We start from the raw sequence: 18,725 nt of genomic DNA on the forward strand, positions 1-18,725 counted from the left end.
GTTCTGAAAGGCGTGAGTCTGTGAAGAAGTTTTAACACCGGGCAGGCCGCAACCTGCCCGGGCAGACGCTCTAGAGCAGGGCCAGCGGGTACTCGACGATCAGCCGGAATTCCTCCAGGTCGGATTCGAACTGGCTGGAACGGATGGTCGCCTGGCGGATGCGCAGGGACAGGTCCTTGAGCGTGCCGTCCTGGAACACGTACTTGGCTTCGATGTCCCGTTCCCAGCGACGTTGATCGGTCAGTGGATCACCGGCGGCGTCGCGGCGCATGTACACCGAGTTGGCGTGGCTGTAGTCGGCGCCGCTACCGCGGGCGTAACGGCTCATGAACGACAGACCGGGAATGCCGAAGGTCTGCATGTCGAGGTCGTAGCGGACCATCCACGAGCGTTCCTTGGGCGAGTTGAAGTCGCTGTACTGGATCGAGTTGTCGAGAAAGATCGAGTCCGACTGGCGCAGGTAGTCGAAGTCGTCATTGCCGTTGTTGCGCTGGTGCGACAGGGCCAGGGTGTGGGCGCCGTAGGTGGCGCCGACCTTGGCGCTCCAGATGTTGTTGTCGAACTCGCCCAGCAGTTTCTTGCCCTCGTCCACGGCCTTGTAGTAGTTGAAGCCGCTGAACAGGGTCAGGTCGTCGGACACCGGGTAGTTCACCGCCGTGCCGAAGTAGTACTGATCCCAGGCGTCTTTCAGGCGGCTGCTGTAGAGGCTGAAACTGAGGTTGGGGTTGAGCTTGTAGTCGCCACCGAAGTAGCCGACCCAGGGCGAGTCGACCTTGCCGGCGTAGAAGGTGGCGAAGCCGTCGCGCATGCCGCTGCTGTCGGGCTGGCTCATGGCGTGCAGGCGCCCGCCCTGCAGGTTGAGGCCGTCGAGGCTGGTGTTTTCCAGGGTCACCCCGCGAAAGCTTTCCGGCAGCAGGCGCGAGTCGCCGTAGTGCACCACCGGGGTCTTGGGGAACACGTCGCCGACTTTCACCACGGTGTCCAGGGCCCGCAGTTTCACCGCGCCGCCGGCCTTGCCGTAGCCGTCGGCGGGCGCGTTGTCGTGGTTCACCGGCAGCATGCCGAAGGAGCCACGGCCGCCGCTGCGCCCGCTGCCGGAGTCGAGCTTGAGGCCGTACATGGCAAAGGCGTCGATGCCGAAGCCGACTGTGCCCTGGGTGAAACCGGACTCGAACCGGCCGATCAGGCCCTGGGCCCAGGCTTCGGAATAGCCGTTGCCGGTGGGGCTGGACTGGCCTTTGCGGTCGTCGCGGTTGAAGTAGTAGTTGCGCAGCAGCAGGTCGAGGCGGCTGCCTTCGATAAAGCCTTCGGGGCGTTCCTCGGCGGCCACCGCGGCCACGGGACACAGTCCCAGGACCGCGGCGAGCACGGACAGGGACAAGGGGGGATTGATACGCATGGGGTCGCTCCTGAGTGTTGGCAGCTATCAACTTTTATATCGCCGGAGGCGTTCTTATTGGGCTCGACCAACAGGCGCGGTAACGCCCTGCAAGTCGGCGTCGATAGTTGCAAACGGCAGATAACGGCGCGGTGACCCGCTGATTACAATTGTGCAAGAAAGGCTCGTCGACAGAGGCCGGCGGCGTCCCTGAAACCCCGCTGAACCGGGGGGTGGATGGCGCACCGGGGCGGCGTGCGCAGGCGCATGACAGATAAGTAATGTGCCCGCGATCATTCTGAAAGGGTCGGTTGCTTATCCTCGCCGCTGTCAACTGGACGAGGAAACTGTCATGAACACCGTCAACCTGAGTATCGCCGCGCTGCTGCTGTCCCTCTCTTCCCTGGCCCTGGCCGAAGGCGGTGGTGATCGCACCTTTGCCCGGGCCATGGTGGAGAACCAGAAGGCCATGGAGCGCTATGCGGCGAGTCAGGGCAAGCCGGCGCCGGTGGTGCAGAACTACCGCTACGGCATGGACCTGGATATCGCCAGGGTGGTCAGCGTCACCCCGCCGATCAAGTCCTGTAAGGTGGTGCCCTCGCGCATGACCTACGAAGACTCCGCCGGCCAGCTCAAGACCATCGAGTATCAGGTCATGGGTCAGTGTCGCAATAACGGCAGCTGATCCCTGGGGGCTGGCGCGGCCTTCAGGCGTCGCCGGTTTCGGGGTGCAGGGCGACGATCATGTCGACTTCCACCGAGGCGTTTTTCGGTAACTGATAGACCCCCACCGATGTGCGCGTGTGCACCCCGGCTTCGGCGAAGATCGAATAGAGCACCCCTGAGGCGCCGTCCGCCACCTCGCTCTGCTGGGTAAAGTCCGCCGCGCTCTGTACGTAGACGTTGATCCGCAGGATGCGCTGGATCCGTTGCAGGTCGCCGAGCATCTGCTCAAGGATCGCCAGGGCCCGCAGGGTACAGATCTGTGCCCCGTGGCGGGCCTGCTCCAGGCTGGTTTCGGCGCCCACCCGGCCGACCACCATCACCCTGTCGTCAATACGCGGGATCTGTCCGCTGACATACACCTCATCGCCATTACGCACTGCCGGCACATAGTTGCCGCCAATGCGCATCTCGCCCTCGAAACTGTGTCCGACTCGTGCAGCCTCTTGCTGAAAAAGCGCCTTGCGTGATGCGTCCATAGTCCAACTCCGTCGATCGCCTGAGATTTCCCGATGCCGACTATACGCGCTCCCGGGCGCCGGTAAATCTTCGGTGAAAGGCCCGCAGGCAGGGGCTTTGCCCGCGGTTGAATTATTTTTGTCAGACAAGTCCGGGTTGCTATTAAGAAAAGACTTTCAGGGCCGATGTTAGGCCCACAGCAGCCTATTTTTTAAGTCCTCCCGGTGCCTCCCCATGTTCAATAAACGCTTGAAGCAAGAGCTGGCGGCTCTTCGTGAAGAACTCTCGAGCCTTCAGCAAGTGAAGGAAAGCCTTGAAAGCGAGATGCTCGTGATCAATTTGAGCGCCGATGGACGGATTCAATCGGTCAATCACAACTTCGCCCAGGAAATGCTCTACAAGAGCGGCGACCTGCTGGGGCGCTCCCTGGAAGACATCGTTCCGGCCCACGTCAAGCACGACGAGTTTCACCAGCGCTTCAAGGCGACCCTGACCCGGGGCGAGCACTTTGCCGGAGCGGTGCGCCTGCTGCGGGGCAACGGCGAGGAGGCCTGGCTGCGCTCGATCTCCCAGCCGGTCCATGACTCCGAAGGGCGGATCAAGTACTTCGCGATCTTCTCCAGCGACCTGACCCGCACCATCGAGGCCTCCCGGGAGCACGAGAACCTGATCGGCGCCCTGATGCGCTCCACCGCGCTGATCGAGTTCGACCTCAATGGCCATGTGCTGATGGCCAATGAGCGCTTTCTCTCCGGCATGGGCTACAGCCTGGCGCAGATCAAGGGCAAGCATCACCGCATGTTCTGTGAGCCCGAGGAGTACAACAGCGCGGCCTATCAGGCGTTCTGGAAACGCCTGAATGCCGGGGAATTCATCGCCGACCGTTTCAAGCGCATCGATGCCCACGGCCGCACGGTCTGGCTGGAGGCGTCCTACAACCCGGTGCTGGACGCCAACAACAAGCTCTACAAGATTGTGAAGTTCGCCACCGTGATCACCGATCAGGTGAACCAGGAATTGGCCGTGGCCGAAGCGGCCAACATTGCCTACAGCACTTCGCTGCAGACCGACAACAGCGCCCAGCGCGGCACCACGGTGGTCACCGAGGCGGTGAACGTGATGCGCGATCTGGCCAAACACATGCAGGACGCCGGCGAGGGCATCGGCGCCCTGAACGAGCAGTCCCTGGTGATTGGCAGCATCGTCAAGACCATCAGCGGGATTGCCGAGCAGACCAACCTGCTGGCCCTCAACGCGGCGATCGAGGCGGCCCGGGCCGGTGAGCAGGGGCGCGGTTTCGCCGTGGTCGCCGACGAGGTCCGGCAACTGGCCTCGCGTACCAGCAAGGCCACCGAGGAAATCGTCGGCGTGGTCCGGCAGAACCAGGACATGGCCCGTGAAGCCGTGGAACTGATGGCCGAAGGCAAGCTGCAGGCCGAGCAGGGCCTGGCCCTGGCGGCGGAAGCCGGCACGGTGATCGTCGAGATCCAGGACGGCGCGCAGAAGGTGGTGAGCGCGGTGGGGCAGTTCGCCAATCAACTGTCCAGCTGAGTCCGGAGGCCCCGGTGACGGGGCACGCTCGCCGGTGCGGCGCTGCTCAGTGCCAGGAATTATCGGGATCTTTCCGAGATGGTCTTAGGATTATTCTGAAAGGTCGGGCAGGGCGTGGAGAATGGTCAGCCAGCGCCGATGGCTAGAGGGATCGTTGTATTCACTCTTAGTCTGTCGGTGTATCCATGTTCAATAAACGTCTGAAACAACAGCTTGCCTCACTGAGCGACGAGCTGGCCGCTCTGCAGCAATTCAAGGCCTGTCTGGAAACCCAGGTGCTCAGCATCGAACTGGACAGCGAAGGGGTGATCCGTCGGGTCAACCAGAACTTCACGCGGACCTTGGGCCTGGATGGCCAAGAGCTCTGTGGGCACCCCCTGGAGCAGATCGTGTCGAGCCATGCGCAGGCGGCGCAGTTGTATCGCTCCTTGAGGGCAGCCCTTGAGCGCAACGAAGGCTACATCGGTCAACTGCGCTTGCAGCGTGGCGACGGTCGCGACGTCTGGTTGCATACCTGTGTCCAGCCGATCCACGACCCAGCCGGCCATCTCGACCACTACTCGCTGATCTGCACCGACCAGACGGCGTCGGTGGAAAGCGCCTGCGAGCATGAAAACCTGATGGCGGCGTTGCTGCGTTCCACCGCGGTGATCGAGTTCGATCTGCAAGGCCGGGTGTTGACCGCCAACCCGCGGTTTCTGGCGTGCATGGGTTACCGCCTGGATGAAGTCCAGGGGCAGAACCACCGCCTGTTTTGCGATCCCCAGGAATACGAGGGGCCGTCGTACCAGGAGTTCTGGGCGCGCCTGAACGCTGGCGAGTATGTCGCCGACCGCTTCAAGCGGATCGACAGCCAGGGCCGGGTCGTGTGGCTCGATGCCTCTTACAACCCGGTGCTGGATGCCAACGGCCAGCTGTACAAAGTGGTGAAGTTCGCCACGGTGATCACCGACCAGGTGAACCAGGAACGCTCGGTGGCCGAAGCCGCCGACATTGCCTACAGCATCTCCCGGCAAACCGATACCAGCGCCCAGCGCGGCTCCGCGGTGGTCACCGAAACCCTGGACGTGATGCGTGACCTGGCCAAGTGCATGCAAGAGGCCGGTGACGGCATTGAGGCCCTGAACGAGCAGTCCCTAGTGATTGGCAGCATCGTCAAGACCATCAGCGGGATTGCCGAGCAGACCAACCTGCTGGCCCTCAACGCGGCGATCGAGGCAGCCCGGGCCGGTGAACAGGGCCGCGGTTTCGCCGTGGTCGCCGACGAGGTCCGGCAACTGGCCTCGCGTACCAGCAACGCCACCGACGAGATCGTCGGCGTGGTCCGGCACAACCAGGACATGGCCCGCTCAGCGGTGGAACTGATGGCCGAAGGTCGGCAGCAAGCCGAACAGGGCCTGACCCTGGCGGCGGAGGCCGGTGCGGTGATCGTCGAGATCCAGGACGGTGCGCAGAAAGTGGTGGGCGCGGTGGGGCAGTTCGCCAGTCAACTGTCCACCTGAGTGGCGTGCCGCCGGTTCAGGCTCCGCGCGGCGAGGGGGCATGGCACTCGTAGTGCAGACGGTCGAACCACTGTCCGTGCAACAGGAAGCTGCGGCGTGAATGGCCGTAGCAGGAGAACCCGGAGGCCTCCAGGACCCTGACCGAACCGAGGTTTTCCGGGCGGGCGTTGGCTTCGACGCGGCTCAACTGCAACTCGCCGAAAGCCCGCTGCAGGACCTGCGCCACCGCCGCCCGGGCGATACCCCGGCCATTGAATCGGGCGCCCACGCGATAGCCCAGTTCGGCGCAATTGAAGTAGGGGCGCTGCACCCGGTGCAGGTTGATGCGCCCCACCAGCTGTGAGTCCTGTCGAATCAGAAACTGATAGCCGCGATCCGCCGCAGCGTCCTGTTGCGCCTGGACGATGGCCTCGGCGACCCCTTCGGCGCAGTAGTAGGCCGCGGGACGGGCGTTGATCGAGGCTTCGAAAAAAGCCCGGTTTTCTTGTTCGAACGCCAGCAGTTCGTGCCGGTCGTCCAGTTGTGGTGCGCACAGGTACAGGTGGCTCATGGTCCGGGGGATCTCAATCCGTTGAAGGCGCTTTCATCTCACGATTGGCTTGTGCGCATCAAGCCTGCAGATGCGGATCGATCAATTCGGCGAACCACTCGATGAACACGTTCAACCGGCGCGAGCGATGGCGGCGGTCGGGGTACAGCGCGCAGATGTCCATCGGCGCCACCGGCAACTGCTGGAGCACCTGCACCAGCTCGCCGCGATCGAGCAGGTGCTGCACGTCGAAACGCGGCACCTGGATCAGCCCCAGGCCCTGGCGACAGCAGGCGATGTAGTTCTCGACGTTGTTGACGATCACCCGGCTGGGCAGCCCCAGCAGATGCTCGCGTCCTTGCAGCAGGTACTCCCAGGGCTGTTCGCGACCGGTGTCCGGGGAGGCATATCCGATCATCCATTGGCCGTTCTGCAAGTCCTGGGGGGTGTGGGGCTCGCCGTGTTCGGCGAGGTAGGCGGGGCTGGCGCAATTGATCATGGCCAGTTGCCCCAGGGGCCGGGCGATCAGGCTGCTGTCGGCCAGGCTGCCGACGCGGATCGCGCAGTCGATGCCTTCCTGGACCAGATCGATGCTGCGGTCGCTGGCGCCCAGGGCCAGTTGCAGGTCGGGGTACTGCGTCAGCCACTGGGGCAGGGCGGGCACGATCAGGCGCCGGGCGATGCGGCTGGGCACGTCGATATTCAAGCGCCCGCTGACATCCACCAGGCGATGGTGGAACAACTGGTTGAGCTCCGAGGCATCCGCCAGCAGGCGCCGTGCCCGCTCCAGGAGGATGGTGCCATCGGCGGTCAACTGCACCTGGCGGGTGGTCCGGTGCAGCAGCCGGGTGCCGAGGCCGTTCTCCAGTTGCTGCACGGCGGAAGAGACGGTGGCCCGTGGCAGTTCCAGGGCATGGGCGGCCTTGATGAAGCTGCCCATGTCGGCCACCTGGATGAACACGCGGTATTGCTCAAGCTTATCCATCGTAGGAACGATCCTGGTTCGGGGGACGCCTGACGGCAATGGAACGCTGCATCGTCCGAGGCGATCGATGCAGCGTCCCGGCAGGCCAATTTACCCCTTGGGCGCCAGGATTACTTGGTGGTGTAGCCGCCGTTGATCAGTAAGGTCTGGCCGGTGATCCACCAGCCTTCGGTCACCAGGTGGCGAATGAAGGGCACCACGTCCTTGATATCGGTGAGCCCGGTCTTGCTCGACGGCGACAGGGCCGCTGCGCTCTTGTGGTAGGCCACGGCGTCGGCGCCTTCGGCGGGGTAGAAGAACGGCGTGTCCATCGGGCCCGGTCCGACGGCGGTCACCGAGATGCCCCGGGCGCCGAACTCCTTGGCCGCGGCCCGGGTGAAGTGTTCCACCGGTGCCTTGGAGCCGCCGTAGGCGGCATAGAACGGGGTGAAGGCTCCCAGCAGCGACGTCACCAGGGTCACCAGCTTGCCGTTGTCCTCCAGGTGCTTGCCGGCTTCCCTGATGAAGAAGAACGCGCTCTTGGCATTGACCGCGAACATCTGGTCGTACTCGTCTTCGCTGATCTCGATGATGGGTTTCTTCAGCACCTTGCCCACGGTGTTGATGGCGATGTCGATCTTGCCGAAGCGTGCCTTGACCTCGCTGAACAGACGCTCCACCGCACCGGCGCGGGTGAGGTCGGCCTGCCAGGCGTGAGCCTCGACCCCCAGGGCCTTGAGCGCCTCCAGGGTGCGCTCGGCGTCGGCCTGACTGGCATCGCTGTTGTAGTGCACGGCCACGGCCCTGGCACCGTGGCTGGCCAGATCGCGGGCAATCAGGCCACCGAGGTTTTTCACCCCGCCGGCGATCAGCACGACTTTGTTGTTCAGGGAATGATCGGCCATGGCATGGCTCCTTCGAGGTTTGCGGTGAAGGCTGAGTCTAGTGTCTGCCATGGCGTTGATCAGCCGTCGGCGGTTGGACGGACTGTCCAGAAAATCCACCCAATCAGTGTGGCTGCAGAGGTTGCGGATAGGTCTACAATCGGTTTTTTTTCAGGAGCCTGCCATGCCTGCATTTCGTCGTCCGGTGCCATTGGAAAAAGCCTACCGCCTGCTCAACCACGGCCCTACCGTGCTGGTCAGCGCCGCCCACGGCGGGCAGCGCAATATCATGGCGGCGGCCTGGGCCATGCCCCTGGATTTCCAGCCGCCGAAAGTCGCGGTGGTGCTCGACAAGTCCACCTGGACCCGGCAGCTTCTGGAGGCTTCGGGCAGCTTTGTCCTCAACGTGCCCTGCGCCGCTCAGGTGGACATCGTGCAGAGCCTGGGCAACAGCTCCGGACTGGAACTGCAGCAGGCCGGCAGCGACAAGTTCGCCGCCTATGGTTTGTCGACCTTCACCGGCCAGGCCCTTGAGGCGCCTCTGCTGCAAGGCTGCGTGGCCTGGCTGGAATGCCGGCTGCTGCCCGAGCCGCACAATCACCAGCAGTACGACCTGTTCCTCGGTGAAGTGATCGCCGCCCAGGCCGACACGCGGGTGTTCAGCGAAGGGCGTTGGCACTTCGACGGACAGGACTCGCTGCGCACCCTGCACCATGTCGCGGGTGGGCATTTCCTGACCATTGGCGACGCCGTTGACGGTCGTCAGTTGCCCCAGGCCGGCGAGGCCTGAGGCAAGCCGCAGCCACTCTTTCAAGGATTGAACATGCACGACGTTTTCCAGCATCTGGTGGACCTGTTGGACAGCCATCAGGCGCGCTACCGGCTGATCCGGCCCGGGCGCGCGTTCAGTGGGGCCGCGGCAGGTGGCGACGCACGGCCCACAGCACCCCGGCCAGCAACAGCAGGGCCGCTGAGCTTTGCAGCAGGCTCGGCAGGTGCTGCAGGCTGATGAAGCCGTAGAGCAGGGCGAACAGGGTTTCGAAGACGATCAACTGGCCGCTCAGGGTCAGGGGCAAGCGCCGGGTCGAGGCATTCCACATGCGATTGCCGAACCAGGAGCCCAGCACCGCGCTGGACAGGCTCAGGCCCCAGAACAGCATCCAGCGTTGATCACTGGCCGCGGTCTGGGTACCCGGCAGTGACAAGCCCTGGGCCAGCAGCCAGACCACAGCGCTCATCAGACCGGTGGTGATGCCCCACAGGGTCGACCACTGACCGCTGTTGAAGCGGCTGCTCTTCAGGTAACGGGCGTTGTCGGTGGCGAACCAGGTCCAGCAGAGCAGGGCGCCGAAGGCGCAGAGCAGGCCCAGGGCGCGTTGGCCCAGTTCCACGGAACCGCTGTCGGCGGTGAGCAGGGTGTCGAGGTTGATGCAGCAGATGCCGGCGAACACCAGCAGCAGCGGCCAGCGCAGGCGGCGCAGGGGCAGGGCGTCGGCGTCGCCGCGTCCGGCCAGGGTGATGGTCAGCGGCAACAGGCCGACGATCAGTGCGGTGCTGGCTACCCCGGCCCACTGGATGGCGCTGGCCAGCAGCATGAAGTAGATCAGGTTGCCGGTCAGCGCCAGCTTCACCAGTAGCGCCGCATCGCTCCAGGTCAGGCGCTGCAAGAGCTCCCGGGCCTGGGGTGCAGCCAGGAGCAGGGAGAATGCGCCATACAGGGTGAAACGGGCACAGCTGAGCATCAGCGGACTGAACTCCGGCAACAGGCTGGGCACCACAATGGCCAGGCCCCAGACCGCACCGGCCAAGGCTGCATAAGCAACTCCGCGTTTCATGCACATACTCGCAGCGATTCATCAAAGCGCGCAGCCTAGTCATTGCTGACCGGTTGGACAAAGGATATATAGGCACCTACCTATTCTCCTGGGGAATGCCTGATGAGTCGTTTCGCGCGCCATTTACCGCCGTTGGAAACCCTGGTGACCTTCGAGGCGGTGGGGCGCAACGCCAGCTTCACCCGCGCCGCCACCGAGCTGTGCCTGACCCAGAGCGCGGTGAGCAAGCAGATCCGTGCCCTGGAACTGTCGCTCAAGACCGAGTTGTTCGAGCGTCAGGCCCGGGGCGTGAAGCTCACCGCCAGCGGCGCGTCGCTGTTTGCCGAGGTCAGCACCCAGCTGGAAGCCTTGCTGCGCAGCGTCAGCCGTTTGCGGGCCGGGCGCGACGCCAACACCATCACCGTGCAATGCACCCACGCAGTGGCGCAGTTCTGGCTGTTTCCGCGCTTGCTGGCGTTCAACAAGCAGCACCCGGACATCACCGTGAGCATCCACGCCAACAACGACATGGACGAATCCAGCGTGGCCGAGCACGACTTGGCCATTCTGTATGGCGCCGGGCACTGGTCATCCCTGGTGACCACGCCGCTGTTCGCCGAGATCGTCTACCCCATTGCCAGCCGACAGCTGGTGTTGCCGGCCATTGACGAGCTGGCGCAACTGGCCGAGCTGCCACTGATCCAGCTCGATGCCTCGGCCTGGAACTGCATCGACTGGCGCGACTGGTTCCGCCATTTCGGCCTGGATTACAGCGCGCCGCCGGGCGCCATGGGCTTCAACCAATTGACGCTGATGTTCAGTGCCGTGCAGCAGGGCATGGGGGTGGGCTTGGGCTGGGATTTCATGGCCAGCGAGTTGGTGGCCCAGGGCGAGTTGCAGCGGGTTGGCGAGTGGGCGTTTCGCACCGGTCAGGCGGATTTCCTGGTACACCCTCGGCAAAAGCGCCTGTCCGCCAGCGGCCAGCTGTTTCGCGACTGGCTGGTGGCCCAGGCGCTTGAATGAGCGCCCCGGGGCTCGGCGGCCCCGGGGCAGGTTTCAGAGGCTGGCGCGGGGCACGCTGAAGCGGAACTCGCTGCCCTTGCCCGGCTCGCTGTGGGCCTCGATCTTGCCGCCGTGGGCCTGGATGATGCCCTGGGTGATGTACAGCCCCAGGCCGGTGCCGTTGGGGTTGCCTTCCTTCAGGGTCCAGTAGCGATCGAAGATGAACGGCAACTGGTCGGCGGGAATGCCTTCCCCGCTGTCGCGGACGCTGAAGACGATCTGCTCGCCGTCGGACATCGCCACCACCCCGACCTTGCCCTGCATGGGGGTGAACTTGATGGCGTTGCCCACCAGGTTCGACAGCACCTGGAACAGGCGCTCGGGGTCGGCATGAATGGTCAGCTCCGGCTCGGCGTGAAAGCTGATGTCGATGGCCTTGTCCAGGGCCAGGGGCGCCAGCAGCGAATAGGCCTCCTCAAAGACCTGGCTGACCTCCAGCGGCTGGGGCGCGATGCTGTAGCGCCCGGCCTCGATCTTCGAGGTGTCGAGCAAGTCCTCCAGCAGGTTGTTCATGCGACTGGCGGCCTGTTGCATGGTGTCGATGGCCGAGGAAATGCGTCGCGAAGTGTGCGGGCCGTCGGAGCTGAAGGCCTTCTGCAGCATGCCGCAGAGCATGGAAATCACCGTCATCGGGTTGCGCAGGTCGTGGGACACCACCGCCACCAGCTCATCCCGGGCGCGCACCGCCTGTTGTTCCCGCAGGACCTGGCGCGCCAGGTCGTGTTCCAGGGCCGAGCGGCGCAGGTCGTTGGCGGCGAAGCGGTCGCCGTGGCTCCACTTGCTGGAGATCCCGGCCATTTCCACCTTCCAGATCTCGAACGAGGTGCGCGGCCGCAGGCGCAGGCCAGCGTCGGAGTTTTCCAGGTCCAGGGGCTTTTGCGGGTTGCCGCTCCAGTGGATGTTTTCCTTCACTTCCGGGCGAAACCACAGCACGCCGTTATCCACAGGCTTGGGCAGGCTCATGGCCAGGACGCCGCTGGCGACCTGTTGATAACTCGCCGCCGGCGGATACACGCTGGCCAGTTGATGGCTGGCGAACACCGCTTCCCCGGTGCCTTGCAGCCAGCGGTGCAGGGCGCGGATTTCGTCCCGGGGCGGGCACTGGCCGAAGCAGTGCAGCTGTTTGTCCTCGATGATCGCCACGCCGCCGGCTTGCGTCAGGTCCAGCAGCACCTGCGGCGCCTGGGTCAAACCGTCGAAAACGCTGCCGCAGGTGTCGCGCATGGCCTGGTCGAGGCTGGCCAGGGCCGCGACTTTCTCTTCCCGCTGGCGGCTCAGGTCCAGGGCTTCCATGGCGCTGATCTGCAACGACAGCACCTGGCCAATGGTCTGGCAGGCGATGCGCAGTTCGTGGGGCACCAGCAGCGGCTGGCGGTTGCCGCAGCTGATCAGGCCCCAGAGCTGATCGTCCTTGAGCAGGGAAATGCTCATGGACGACAGCACGCCCATGTTCTTCATGTACTGGCAGTGAATCGGCGACACGCTGCGCAGGGTGGCGAAGCTCAGGTCCAGGGGCTGCTGGGTGTCCGGGCGCAGGGTCGGCAGCAGCGGCACCGGCTGGTAGTCGGCGTTGGGAATGATCCGCAGCCAGTTGCTGCGGTACAGCTCGCGGGCCTGCTGGGGAATGTCCGAGGCGGGGAAGAACAGGCCGTTGAACACCTCCATCTCGGGGCGAGTGGCTTCGGCGATCACCTGGCCGTGGCCTTCCTCCTCGAAGCGGTAGATCAGCACCCGGTCGTAGCCGGTCATGGCCTGGATCTCGCTGACGCTGATGGCGTACAGCTCGTGCAGGGTCCTGGCCGCTTGCAGGCGCCGCAGCAGGCGCCCGAGGTCGTCGTTCTGCCACGTGTGTGGCCGGGGCTGATCGGGCTGGATTTCCAGCTCCAGCATCAGCACCCCCTGGTGGCGATGCAGCAAGCCTTCGAAGCGTCGGCCGTTGAGCGACAGGTACAGCGCAGGGGCATCGGCCAGTTGCTGCAGTTGCAGCAACTCACGGATGCGTTGGCCGTCCGCGGGCCCCAGCAACTGCTCCAGGGGCTGGCCCACCAGCGATTCGGCGGGCTGGCCCAGCAGCGTCTCGACGTTGGCGCTGATCTGCTGGATGTGCAGTTGCGGTTCGCACAGGGTCAGCAACACGCCATGGGGCTGGATTGCCCCCGGCGAGCGGATCGGCTCGTTGGCGCAGTTGGCCAGCAACTGTTCGAAGGTTTGGGAATCTTGGGGGGTCATAGCAGCACCTCGCGGCGGTCGAGCCAGCGTTCGAAACAGGCAAATGTGGATTGCGCGGCGCTGACCGCGTCTCGGCGCGTGCTCGCGTCTTCGGGCATGCGCCCCAGGTAGTCGAGAAAGTCCTTCCAGCGCCGCCCGGTGGCAGCGCCATAGACATCGAGAAAGGCGCCGCCGTTGTTGGCGTCCAGATCCAGGCGTAGGGCCATTTCCCGGCGCAGGACCTGTCCGCCCAGGGTCGCGCCTTCCAGTACGTAGAGCACGCCCAGGCAGGCCCCGGTGCCAGTCAGGCACGGCAGCTGCTCACAGCGGGGCAGGGCCTGGATGCTGGCGGCATCCAGGCCCAGGGCACGCAGATCCCCGAACAGGGTCGGGGTCTTCAGGCGTTGGCTGGGGTCGTAGCCCGGCGGGATCAGGCCGCTGTCCTGCAGGGCCGCCTCCAGGGGCTGATAGAAACCGTAATAGGCCTGGATCAGGCGTCGATACCAGGGCGCATCAAGCTGCGCGCAGAAGAACGGCAGGCGTTTCTCCAGGGCTACGTGCAAGGTCGCGGTACCGGTGCGCAGGTCTTGAAGCAGGGTGGGCGTGGTGCTGGCTTGGTGCGGTGTCGGCATGCAGGGATCATGGGTCGCAACAGGTAGTGGACGCGCCATGGGCGTCATCAAAGGCCGGGACCAGGCTGGCATCCCCGCGATAGAGCCATCGCACAGAAAAAATCGAAGCGTCACTTTACCCGTGCTTTTTCCCCGACGTAGGGTTTTTGGCACTCCGTCGGTCGGTCAGCAGCGGTTATTGGAGTGGCGTGTCAAAGCGTCTGACCCCGCCGACGCGGTGGAAATTCCCTTTTCCACCTTGCAGATTCAGGCCGGGGTCAGATCCAGACGTCGTTCTGTGCCGTGCGTTCGCCGCCCTGGTCGCCGGTGTTGAGCACGCCCTTGGGCTCGATCAGCAGCAGCTTGACCTCCTGCTCGGCCCAGGGCTTGTGCTCGACGCCCTTGGGCACCACGAACATCTCGCCGCTGCCGATGGACACCCGGCCGTCGCGAAAGTCGATGTACAGCTGGCCGTCGAGGACGATGAAGGTTTCGTCGGTGTCGGCGTGGCTGTGCCAGACGAATTCCCCTTGCAGCTTGGAGATCTTGAACTGGTAGTCATTCATCTCGGCGATCACTTTGGGGGTCCAGTGTTCGCTGAACAGGCCGAGCTTGTGCTTGAAGTTGATGCTCTGGTAGGCGGTTTGCGCGGTTGGGTTGGGCATGTTGCGGTCCACATCAGTGATGAATGAGCACTGAGGGTAACCAGCCGGCGGCGGTGGTTTCTTGAACGATCGTGTGTGGCTCAGCGGCCGAGCATCTTCAGCCAGCGCGCCGGAGGCAGGCCGTAAGCCTGGCGGAACTGCCGGGTCATGTGGCTCTGGTCGGAAAACCCGGCGATCAGCGCCGCCTGGGTCAGGGACTGGCCCTGGACCAGCAGGGCGCGGACCAGGTCCAGGCGGCGCATGCTCAGGTAGCGATAGGGGCTGGTGCCGAACAGCAGGCGAAAGTCCCGGGACAGGCTCCAGCGGTCGCGCCCGCTGTGGGCCTCCAGTTCGTCCAGGGTCAGGGTCCGGTCCAGGGCACTGTGGATGTAGTCCCGGGCCCGTTGCGCGGCGGCATAGTCCAGGCGCTGGCGCGACCGGGTGATGCCGGACACGCTGTTCAGGGCGTGGGCCAGGTCGAACAGGGCGTCTTCCTGTTCCAGCGGATCCAGGGGGCTGTCGAGCCCGCGCAGCAAGGCGTCGGTGGCGGCGGACAGCCGCGGATCGTTGGACAGGCCACCGGCAATGAAGGGCAGGGGCTGGCCGCCGAGGATCCGCTGGATCAGCGCGGGTTCGACATACAGCATGCGGTAGTGGAAACCGTCGTGGGTGCCGGCCTCGCCATCGTGGGCTTCGTCGGGGTGCAGGACCATGGTTGCCCCCGGCAGGCTGTGGCGCCAGCCGCCGCGGTACTGGAAGCTCTGCACCCCGCGCAGGGTGCGGCCGATGGCGTAGGTGTCGTGGCGGTGCATGTCATAGCCATGGCCGGCGAAATACGCCTCGATGCGCTCCAGGCCCCGGGTGGCCGGCGCGCGGTGAACCCAGTCGGTGACAGCGGTGGGCTTGGCCATGGGGCATTCCTGGTGGATTTTGCGAGAGCCGCACATTAACCCAGGGGCTTGGCGCTTGTCTGCAAGGCTGGGGCCGCTGGCACAAGCCTCTGTGCGGCAACTGCCTCTTGCTATTGCCACGCGGGCGGGTGACTAATCTGCAGGCACGATTACCCCTCACAAGGACGTTATGTCCCCGTATCTGGAGACTGCACATGGCTGTTGCCTTTCGCCCGGCAGAAGACGCCGACATCCCGCGTATCTGCACTTTTGCGCGTAATCCCGAAGAGCTGTTTTTCTTCTTTCCCGCCGCCACCTGGCCGCTGACCCACGACCAGTTGCGCGACTCCATCGCCCAGCGCAGCGACTCGACGGTGATCGAGTTGGATGGGCAGGTGGTGGGTTTTGCCAATTTTTATCGTTGGGAAAAGGACGGCACCTGCACCATCGGCAACGTGATCGTCGACCCCGAAGCGCGCGGCCTGGGCCTGGGTGCGCAGTTGATCGGGCAGATGATCGAGATCGCCCGCAGCCAGCACCAGGCCAGCGAGGTGACCCTGTCCTGCTTCAACAGCAATGTGGCGGGTTTGCTGCTTTATCCGAAGCTGGGGTTTGTGCCTTTTGCCATTGAAGAGCGCAAGAACAAGCAGCAGGAAAGGTTGGCGCTGATCCATCTGCGCTACAGCCCGAGCTGAAGCCTGCGGCCGCTGCGGGATTGATGAGCGCAGATCATTCATGAACCGGTCTTGATCATCACCCGCCATTGCGGACCAGCATCGACCAGGGGCGTCGCGGATGAGCAGGGCAACACCCGCATCGGGGTTTTTCTGCGGCCCCCTGCAGGACAAGGCGCTGCAGTTGGCCAACTCCGGCCGTGAGCTGCAGGGCCACCAGGAGGCGATGCTCGGTCACCAGCAGGGCTGGGTGCAGATCACCGATCCTGAGGTATTGGCCGCCAGTGGCAAGATCCGTCACCCGATCCTGCGCCCTGGGACGGCGAACAGCGCGCCGCTTGCCGGCACGGTGTTCCGTATCTCTCCCGAGGAACTGGCGGCTGCGCGTGACCCTGGCCTCGGGGATCCAGGCCTGGGTCGACGTCAGCGCCTGAGTTCCGGGGTCACTCCGGCGGCAGCATCACCCCGATGCAAGCCAGCACCAGCACCACGGCCCCAAGGGCGCAGAGCACATAGTTGAGCGGGGTGAAACGGGCGTTGCTGCGGCCTTCGGGGTCGCCGGCGGCGGCATTCAGGCCGCGCTGGCCCAGCCAGGTGACCCACGCCAGCACCGGCAGCAGCGCCAGGCTGGCGATGTCGATGAACGGGTAGCCCATGTGCTGGCGGGCCAGGCCATCCAGCACGGCATTGAGGATCACCCCACCGACAAACAGGGTGGCCAGTTCGTCGTGCCGCCAGTCCTGGCTGCGGCCGTCGCGCTTGAGTATCGCGTCGGCTTCGCGGTACAGCGCATGGATGAAGAAAATCGAGAGAAAGGCACGGACCAGCGGCCACAATTCCTGGCCGCTGGCGTGCCTGAACTGATGCCAGTTCCTGTAGGCCCAATACAGCTGGTAGACACCGAAGGTGAGGATGTACAGGGTCAGGAACTTGGCCTTGGACACCACATAGAAAGGTTGCGCTGCTGCTTGCGCCGAAGGGGCGGCCAGATCCGCCTGGGGCGGGGCATAGAGATTGTCAGACACGGGCACTCCTTGGGTTGGGTCTGAGGGGAAGGGGGCAAGCCTACCGCAGTCGGGCGGCGCTGTTGATCATGAAGCGGCTGTCCGGCCGATCCAGGAGTACTGGAAGGCCTTGGCTTCACCCCGATGCAAGCGTCGGCGATAGCTGGCCAGGGTCGGGGTCGAGCAGTAGGTGCACTGCTCGCTGATTTCGATCTGCTCATCCTGGATGCCGGCGGCATGCAGCAGGTACACGGCGTAGCGACTCAGGTCGAACCACAGGGAGTCGGCCTGGGTCGGCTGTGGCGGGGGAATTTGCGGGGGCAGCAGCGGGGCCGGCTGTTGGCGACTCCAGGGGGCTTGCGCAGATGGCCACAGCGGATCATGAGCGGCGGATAGGGTGTCGACGAAATCGGCGCTGACTTCATAGCAGCAAGGCTTGATCGACGGGCCGATGGCCACGCGCAGTTGAGGCACGCCGACGCCGCGGGCGGCAAAGTGCTCCAGCACATGGGCGATGATCCCGTTGCGCAGGCCTTTCCAGCCACCGTGCACCGCTGCCACCCAGGCGCCATCGTGGCTGCTGATCAGCAGCGGCAGGCAATCGGCGGTGACCACCGCGATGGGCCGGCTGGAATGGGTCAGGACCGCGTCGCCACGAATGATCCCGCTGGGCAGGGTGGTACTGGCTTCCACCACTTCGCCGCTGTGGACCTGGGAGCAGAAGAACAGATTGGCCGGCGTGGCAGCGCCTACGATGGAAAACTCATGACGGATGCCGGTTATCTGCTGCAACACACCTGCCTGGAAACTCATCGCGCCTTCGCTCGGTTGCCTGGGAATGGCTGCAGAGCATAACGGCATCCGCGGTACTTTTGCTGACAACGGCCGGCCCGGACAGGGTCCCAGACCAGCGGTCGTTCCATGGCCGGCCTCTGCGCCGGGCGTTTCAGGCGCTCAACGGGATATACAGCTCCACCACGCTGTGGGGATTCAGCGGGCCGAGAAAGCGTTCGCCGCTGTACTCGAACTCCAGGGCTTCGATGGGCCGCAGCCCGGCGGCGGGCAGCCATTCGCTGTAGGCGGCGCGGAAGGTTTCCGGCAGGGTTTGTACCGTGCCGTGATGCTCGACCCGGGCGTAGTGGCGGCCGGGGATTTCCAGCTCCACCATGCCCGGCACCAAGGGCGCGTCGGCGGCCACCGGCAGGCCGGCGATGTAGCGCCAATGGCCGTCGTCCAGAGGTTGGCAGATACCGTAAGTGCCAACGGGGTCGGCCAGTCGCTGGATCTCCTGTTCACGGGGTTCGAAGCGCTGCCAGAGTTCGGCGATGGAGCCTGGATCCCCCTGCTGCCAGGCCATGCCGATGATCCGTAGCGGCGCCAGGAGCACTTTTTCCGGCGTTTGCGGTGCCGGAATCTGGCGTTGCGGTTGCGCCAGATAGCGTTGCAGGTGGTCGAGCACTTTCTGGCTGCGGGCAATCTCGCTTTCCAGCTGTCGGGCGTGGTCCTGCAGTGATTGCTGCATGTGCAGCACGCTGTCCAGGCCGCCCTGGTCCGCCAGCGTGCGGATGTCTTCCAGGGACATGCCCAGTTGCCGCAGCCAGACGATGCGCCCCAGGGTCACGATCTGTTCCGGGCTGTAGTAGCGGTAGCCGTTGTCGCGGCCGGTGAGGGCCGGGGTGAACAGGCCGATGCTGTCGTAGTGGCGCAGGGTCTTGGTGGTGAGGCTGTGGCAGCGAGCCATTTGGCCGATGGTGAGCATGGAACGTCCTTGGTGTGGTTGGGCTGCCAGGCAGGTTGAGCCTTTACCCAAGGGCAAGCTCAAGCCCGG

Annotated in this window: 17 protein-coding genes and 5 pseudogenes; 9 read left to right on the forward strand and 13 right to left on the reverse strand. The window is 64.7% G+C overall.

The window, feature by feature from the left end; all coding sequences use genetic code 11:
* Window positions 1-70: 70 nt before the first annotated feature.
* On the reverse strand, window positions 71-1,399 hold the full coding sequence (locus tag GGI48_RS20420; RefSeq protein WP_016963584.1) for an OprD family porin: 1,329 nt from the start codon (window positions 1,397-1,399) through the stop codon (window positions 71-73).
* 331 nt (window positions 1,400-1,730) lie between these two features.
* Between GGI48_RS20420 and GGI48_RS20425 the strand changes: the two genes are divergently transcribed.
* Window positions 1,731-2,063, forward strand: coding sequence for a DUF2790 domain-containing protein (locus GGI48_RS20425; protein ID WP_103741506.1), 333 nt, complete (start codon window positions 1,731-1,733; stop codon window positions 2,061-2,063).
* Between the two features lie 22 nt (window positions 2,064-2,085).
* Here GGI48_RS20425 and GGI48_RS20430 read toward each other — a convergent pair whose 3' ends face one another.
* The gene (locus GGI48_RS20430) at window positions 2,086-2,580 is read right to left on the reverse strand and encodes a RidA family protein (protein WP_047306098.1); all 495 of its coding nucleotides are present in this window, start codon (window positions 2,578-2,580) and stop codon (window positions 2,086-2,088) included.
* Between the two features lie 304 nt (window positions 2,581-2,884).
* Between GGI48_RS20430 and GGI48_RS31545 the strand changes: the two are divergent.
* From GGI48_RS31545 to GGI48_RS31560, 4 pseudogenes are all read left to right on the forward strand, one after another.
* Window positions 2,885-3,517, forward strand: a pseudogene (locus GGI48_RS31545) (PAS domain-containing protein); the annotation flags it as partial.
* A 162-nt stretch (window positions 3,518-3,679) separates the two neighbouring features.
* Window positions 3,680-4,111 (forward strand): annotated as a pseudogene (locus tag GGI48_RS31550) (methyl-accepting chemotaxis protein); the annotation flags it as partial.
* A 185-nt stretch (window positions 4,112-4,296) separates the two neighbouring features.
* A pseudogene (locus GGI48_RS31555) lies at window positions 4,297-5,022 on the forward strand (PAS domain-containing protein); the annotation flags it as partial.
* Window positions 5,023-5,178: 156 nt separating this feature from the next.
* A pseudogene (locus GGI48_RS31560) lies at window positions 5,179-5,613 on the forward strand (methyl-accepting chemotaxis protein); the annotation flags it as partial.
* Window positions 5,614-5,629: 16 nt separating this feature from the next.
* Here GGI48_RS31560 and GGI48_RS20445 read toward each other — a convergent pair.
* From GGI48_RS20445 to GGI48_RS20455, 3 genes are all read right to left on the reverse strand, one after another.
* Window positions 5,630-6,163, reverse strand: a complete 534-nt coding sequence (locus GGI48_RS20445; protein ID WP_103742591.1) for a GNAT family N-acetyltransferase — start codon at window positions 6,161-6,163, stop codon at window positions 5,630-5,632.
* Window positions 6,164-6,221: 58 nt separating this feature from the next.
* On the reverse strand, window positions 6,222-7,127 hold the full coding sequence (locus tag GGI48_RS20450; protein ID WP_047306094.1) for a LysR family transcriptional regulator: 906 nt from the start codon (window positions 7,125-7,127) through the stop codon (window positions 6,222-6,224).
* A 110-nt stretch (window positions 7,128-7,237) separates the two neighbouring features.
* Window positions 7,238-8,011 (reverse strand): SDR family oxidoreductase, encoded by a 774-nt coding sequence (locus GGI48_RS20455; RefSeq protein WP_179599783.1) that lies wholly within the window; start codon window positions 8,009-8,011, stop codon window positions 7,238-7,240.
* A 163-nt stretch (window positions 8,012-8,174) separates the two neighbouring features.
* On the opposite strand from GGI48_RS20455, the gene GGI48_RS20460 reads away from it, so the two are divergent.
* Window positions 8,175-8,780, forward strand: coding sequence for a flavin reductase family protein (locus tag GGI48_RS20460; RefSeq protein ID WP_179599785.1), 606 nt, complete (start codon window positions 8,175-8,177; stop codon window positions 8,778-8,780).
* Window positions 8,781-8,895: 115 nt separating this feature from the next.
* Here the strand turns inward: GGI48_RS20460 and GGI48_RS20465 are convergent, their stop codons facing one another.
* Complete coding sequence (locus GGI48_RS20465; protein WP_179599787.1) at window positions 8,896-9,825, reverse strand: DMT family transporter; 930 nt, start codon at window positions 9,823-9,825, stop codon at window positions 8,896-8,898.
* 102 nt (window positions 9,826-9,927) lie between these two features.
* Here GGI48_RS20465 and GGI48_RS20470 point away from each other — a divergent pair, with 102 nt between their 5' ends.
* Window positions 9,928-10,827 carry a LysR substrate-binding domain-containing protein gene (locus GGI48_RS20470; RefSeq protein ID WP_179599789.1) on the forward strand — a complete coding sequence of 300 codons (900 nt, stop codon included), beginning with the start codon at window positions 9,928-9,930 and terminating at the stop codon, window positions 10,825-10,827.
* A gap of 33 nt (window positions 10,828-10,860) precedes the next feature.
* Here GGI48_RS20470 and GGI48_RS20475 read toward each other — a convergent pair whose 3' ends face one another.
* The 4 genes from GGI48_RS20475 to GGI48_RS20490 form a co-directional block, all read right to left on the reverse strand.
* Window positions 10,861-13,095 carry an ATP-binding protein gene (locus tag GGI48_RS20475; RefSeq protein WP_179599791.1) on the reverse strand — a complete coding sequence of 745 codons (2,235 nt, stop codon included), beginning with the start codon at window positions 13,093-13,095 and terminating at the stop codon, window positions 10,861-10,863.
* On the reverse strand, window positions 13,092-13,706 hold the full coding sequence (locus tag GGI48_RS20480) for a biliverdin-producing heme oxygenase (RefSeq protein WP_179599793.1): 615 nt from the start codon (window positions 13,704-13,706) through the stop codon (window positions 13,092-13,094). Before GGI48_RS20480 ends, GGI48_RS20475 begins: the two co-directional genes overlap by 4 nt.
* Window positions 13,707-13,963: 257 nt before the next feature.
* Window positions 13,964-14,350 (reverse strand): cupin domain-containing protein, encoded by a 387-nt coding sequence (locus tag GGI48_RS20485; protein ID WP_016967385.1) that lies wholly within the window; start codon window positions 14,348-14,350, stop codon window positions 13,964-13,966.
* Between the two features lie 80 nt (window positions 14,351-14,430).
* Window positions 14,431-15,240: an AraC family transcriptional regulator gene (locus tag GGI48_RS20490; RefSeq protein WP_179599795.1), complete on the reverse strand. Its 810-nt coding sequence runs from the start codon at window positions 15,238-15,240 to the stop codon at window positions 14,431-14,433.
* 194 nt (window positions 15,241-15,434) lie between these two features.
* Between GGI48_RS20490 and GGI48_RS20495 the strand changes: the two genes are divergently transcribed.
* Both GGI48_RS20495 and GGI48_RS31185 read left to right on the forward strand, forming a co-directional pair.
* Window positions 15,435-15,914 carry a GNAT family N-acetyltransferase gene (locus GGI48_RS20495; protein ID WP_179599797.1) on the forward strand — a complete coding sequence of 160 codons (480 nt, stop codon included), beginning with the start codon at window positions 15,435-15,437 and terminating at the stop codon, window positions 15,912-15,914.
* A 100-nt stretch (window positions 15,915-16,014) separates the two neighbouring features.
* Window positions 16,015-16,327, forward strand: a pseudogene (locus tag GGI48_RS31185) (gamma-glutamylcyclotransferase).
* A 9-nt stretch (window positions 16,328-16,336) separates the two neighbouring features.
* On the opposite strand, the gene GGI48_RS20500 reads toward GGI48_RS31185, so the two are convergent.
* The 3 genes from GGI48_RS20500 to GGI48_RS20510 form a co-directional block, all read right to left on the reverse strand.
* Window positions 16,337-16,918 carry a hypothetical protein gene (locus GGI48_RS20500; RefSeq protein ID WP_179599798.1) on the reverse strand — a complete coding sequence of 194 codons (582 nt, stop codon included), beginning with the start codon at window positions 16,916-16,918 and terminating at the stop codon, window positions 16,337-16,339.
* Between the two features lie 66 nt (window positions 16,919-16,984).
* Window positions 16,985-17,710, reverse strand: a complete 726-nt coding sequence (locus tag GGI48_RS20505; protein ID WP_179599800.1) for a polyphenol oxidase family protein — start codon at window positions 17,708-17,710, stop codon at window positions 16,985-16,987.
* 133 nt (window positions 17,711-17,843) lie between these two features.
* Window positions 17,844-18,656 carry a MerR family transcriptional regulator gene (locus tag GGI48_RS20510; RefSeq protein ID WP_179599802.1) on the reverse strand — a complete coding sequence of 271 codons (813 nt, stop codon included), beginning with the start codon at window positions 18,654-18,656 and terminating at the stop codon, window positions 17,844-17,846.
* Window positions 18,657-18,725 lie beyond the last annotated feature (69 nt).

The sequence above is a fragment of the Pseudomonas protegens genome, from assembly GCF_013407925.2.
Lineage (GTDB): Bacteria > Pseudomonadota > Gammaproteobacteria > Pseudomonadales > Pseudomonadaceae > Aquipseudomonas > Aquipseudomonas fluorescens_AP.

What these genes read in the sequence shown, in the direction of transcription:
- GGI48_RS20445 (WP_103742591.1), bottom strand. Translation starts at nt 6,163, where the DNA reads ATGAGCCACCTGTACCTGTGCGCACCACAACTGGACGACCGGCACGAA.
- GGI48_RS20460 (WP_179599785.1), top strand. Translation starts at nt 8,175, where the DNA reads ATGCCTGCATTTCGTCGTCCGGTGCCATTGGAAAAAGCCTACCGCCTG.
- GGI48_RS20450 (WP_047306094.1), bottom strand. Translation starts at nt 7,127, where the DNA reads ATGGATAAGCTTGAGCAATACCGCGTGTTCATCCAGGTGGCCGACATG.
- GGI48_RS20425 (WP_103741506.1), top strand. Translation starts at nt 1,731, where the DNA reads ATGAACACCGTCAACCTGAGTATCGCCGCGCTGCTGCTGTCCCTCTCT.
- GGI48_RS20505 (WP_179599800.1), bottom strand. Translation starts at nt 17,710, where the DNA reads ATGAGTTTCCAGGCAGGTGTGTTGCAGCAGATAACCGGCATCCGTCAT.
- GGI48_RS20470 (WP_179599789.1), top strand. Translation starts at nt 9,928, where the DNA reads ATGAGTCGTTTCGCGCGCCATTTACCGCCGTTGGAAACCCTGGTGACC.
- GGI48_RS20480 (WP_179599793.1), bottom strand. Translation starts at nt 13,706, where the DNA reads ATGCCGACACCGCACCAAGCCAGCACCACGCCCACCCTGCTTCAAGAC.
- GGI48_RS20455 (WP_179599783.1), bottom strand. Translation starts at nt 8,011, where the DNA reads ATGGCCGATCATTCCCTGAACAACAAAGTCGTGCTGATCGCCGGCGGG.
- GGI48_RS20485 (WP_016967385.1), bottom strand. Translation starts at nt 14,350, where the DNA reads ATGCCCAACCCAACCGCGCAAACCGCCTACCAGAGCATCAACTTCAAG.
- GGI48_RS20495 (WP_179599797.1), top strand. Translation starts at nt 15,435, where the DNA reads ATGGCTGTTGCCTTTCGCCCGGCAGAAGACGCCGACATCCCGCGTATC.
- GGI48_RS20475 (WP_179599791.1), bottom strand. Translation starts at nt 13,095, where the DNA reads ATGACCCCCCAAGATTCCCAAACCTTCGAACAGTTGCTGGCCAACTGC.
- GGI48_RS20465 (WP_179599787.1), bottom strand. Translation starts at nt 9,825, where the DNA reads ATGAAACGCGGAGTTGCTTATGCAGCCTTGGCCGGTGCGGTCTGGGGC.
- GGI48_RS20490 (WP_179599795.1), bottom strand. Translation starts at nt 15,240, where the DNA reads ATGGCCAAGCCCACCGCTGTCACCGACTGGGTTCACCGCGCGCCGGCC.
- GGI48_RS20510 (WP_179599802.1), bottom strand. Translation starts at nt 18,656, where the DNA reads ATGCTCACCATCGGCCAAATGGCTCGCTGCCACAGCCTCACCACCAAG.
- GGI48_RS20430 (WP_047306098.1), bottom strand. Translation starts at nt 2,580, where the DNA reads ATGGACGCATCACGCAAGGCGCTTTTTCAGCAAGAGGCTGCACGAGTC.
- GGI48_RS20420 (WP_016963584.1), bottom strand. Translation starts at nt 1,399, where the DNA reads ATGCGTATCAATCCCCCCTTGTCCCTGTCCGTGCTCGCCGCGGTCCTG.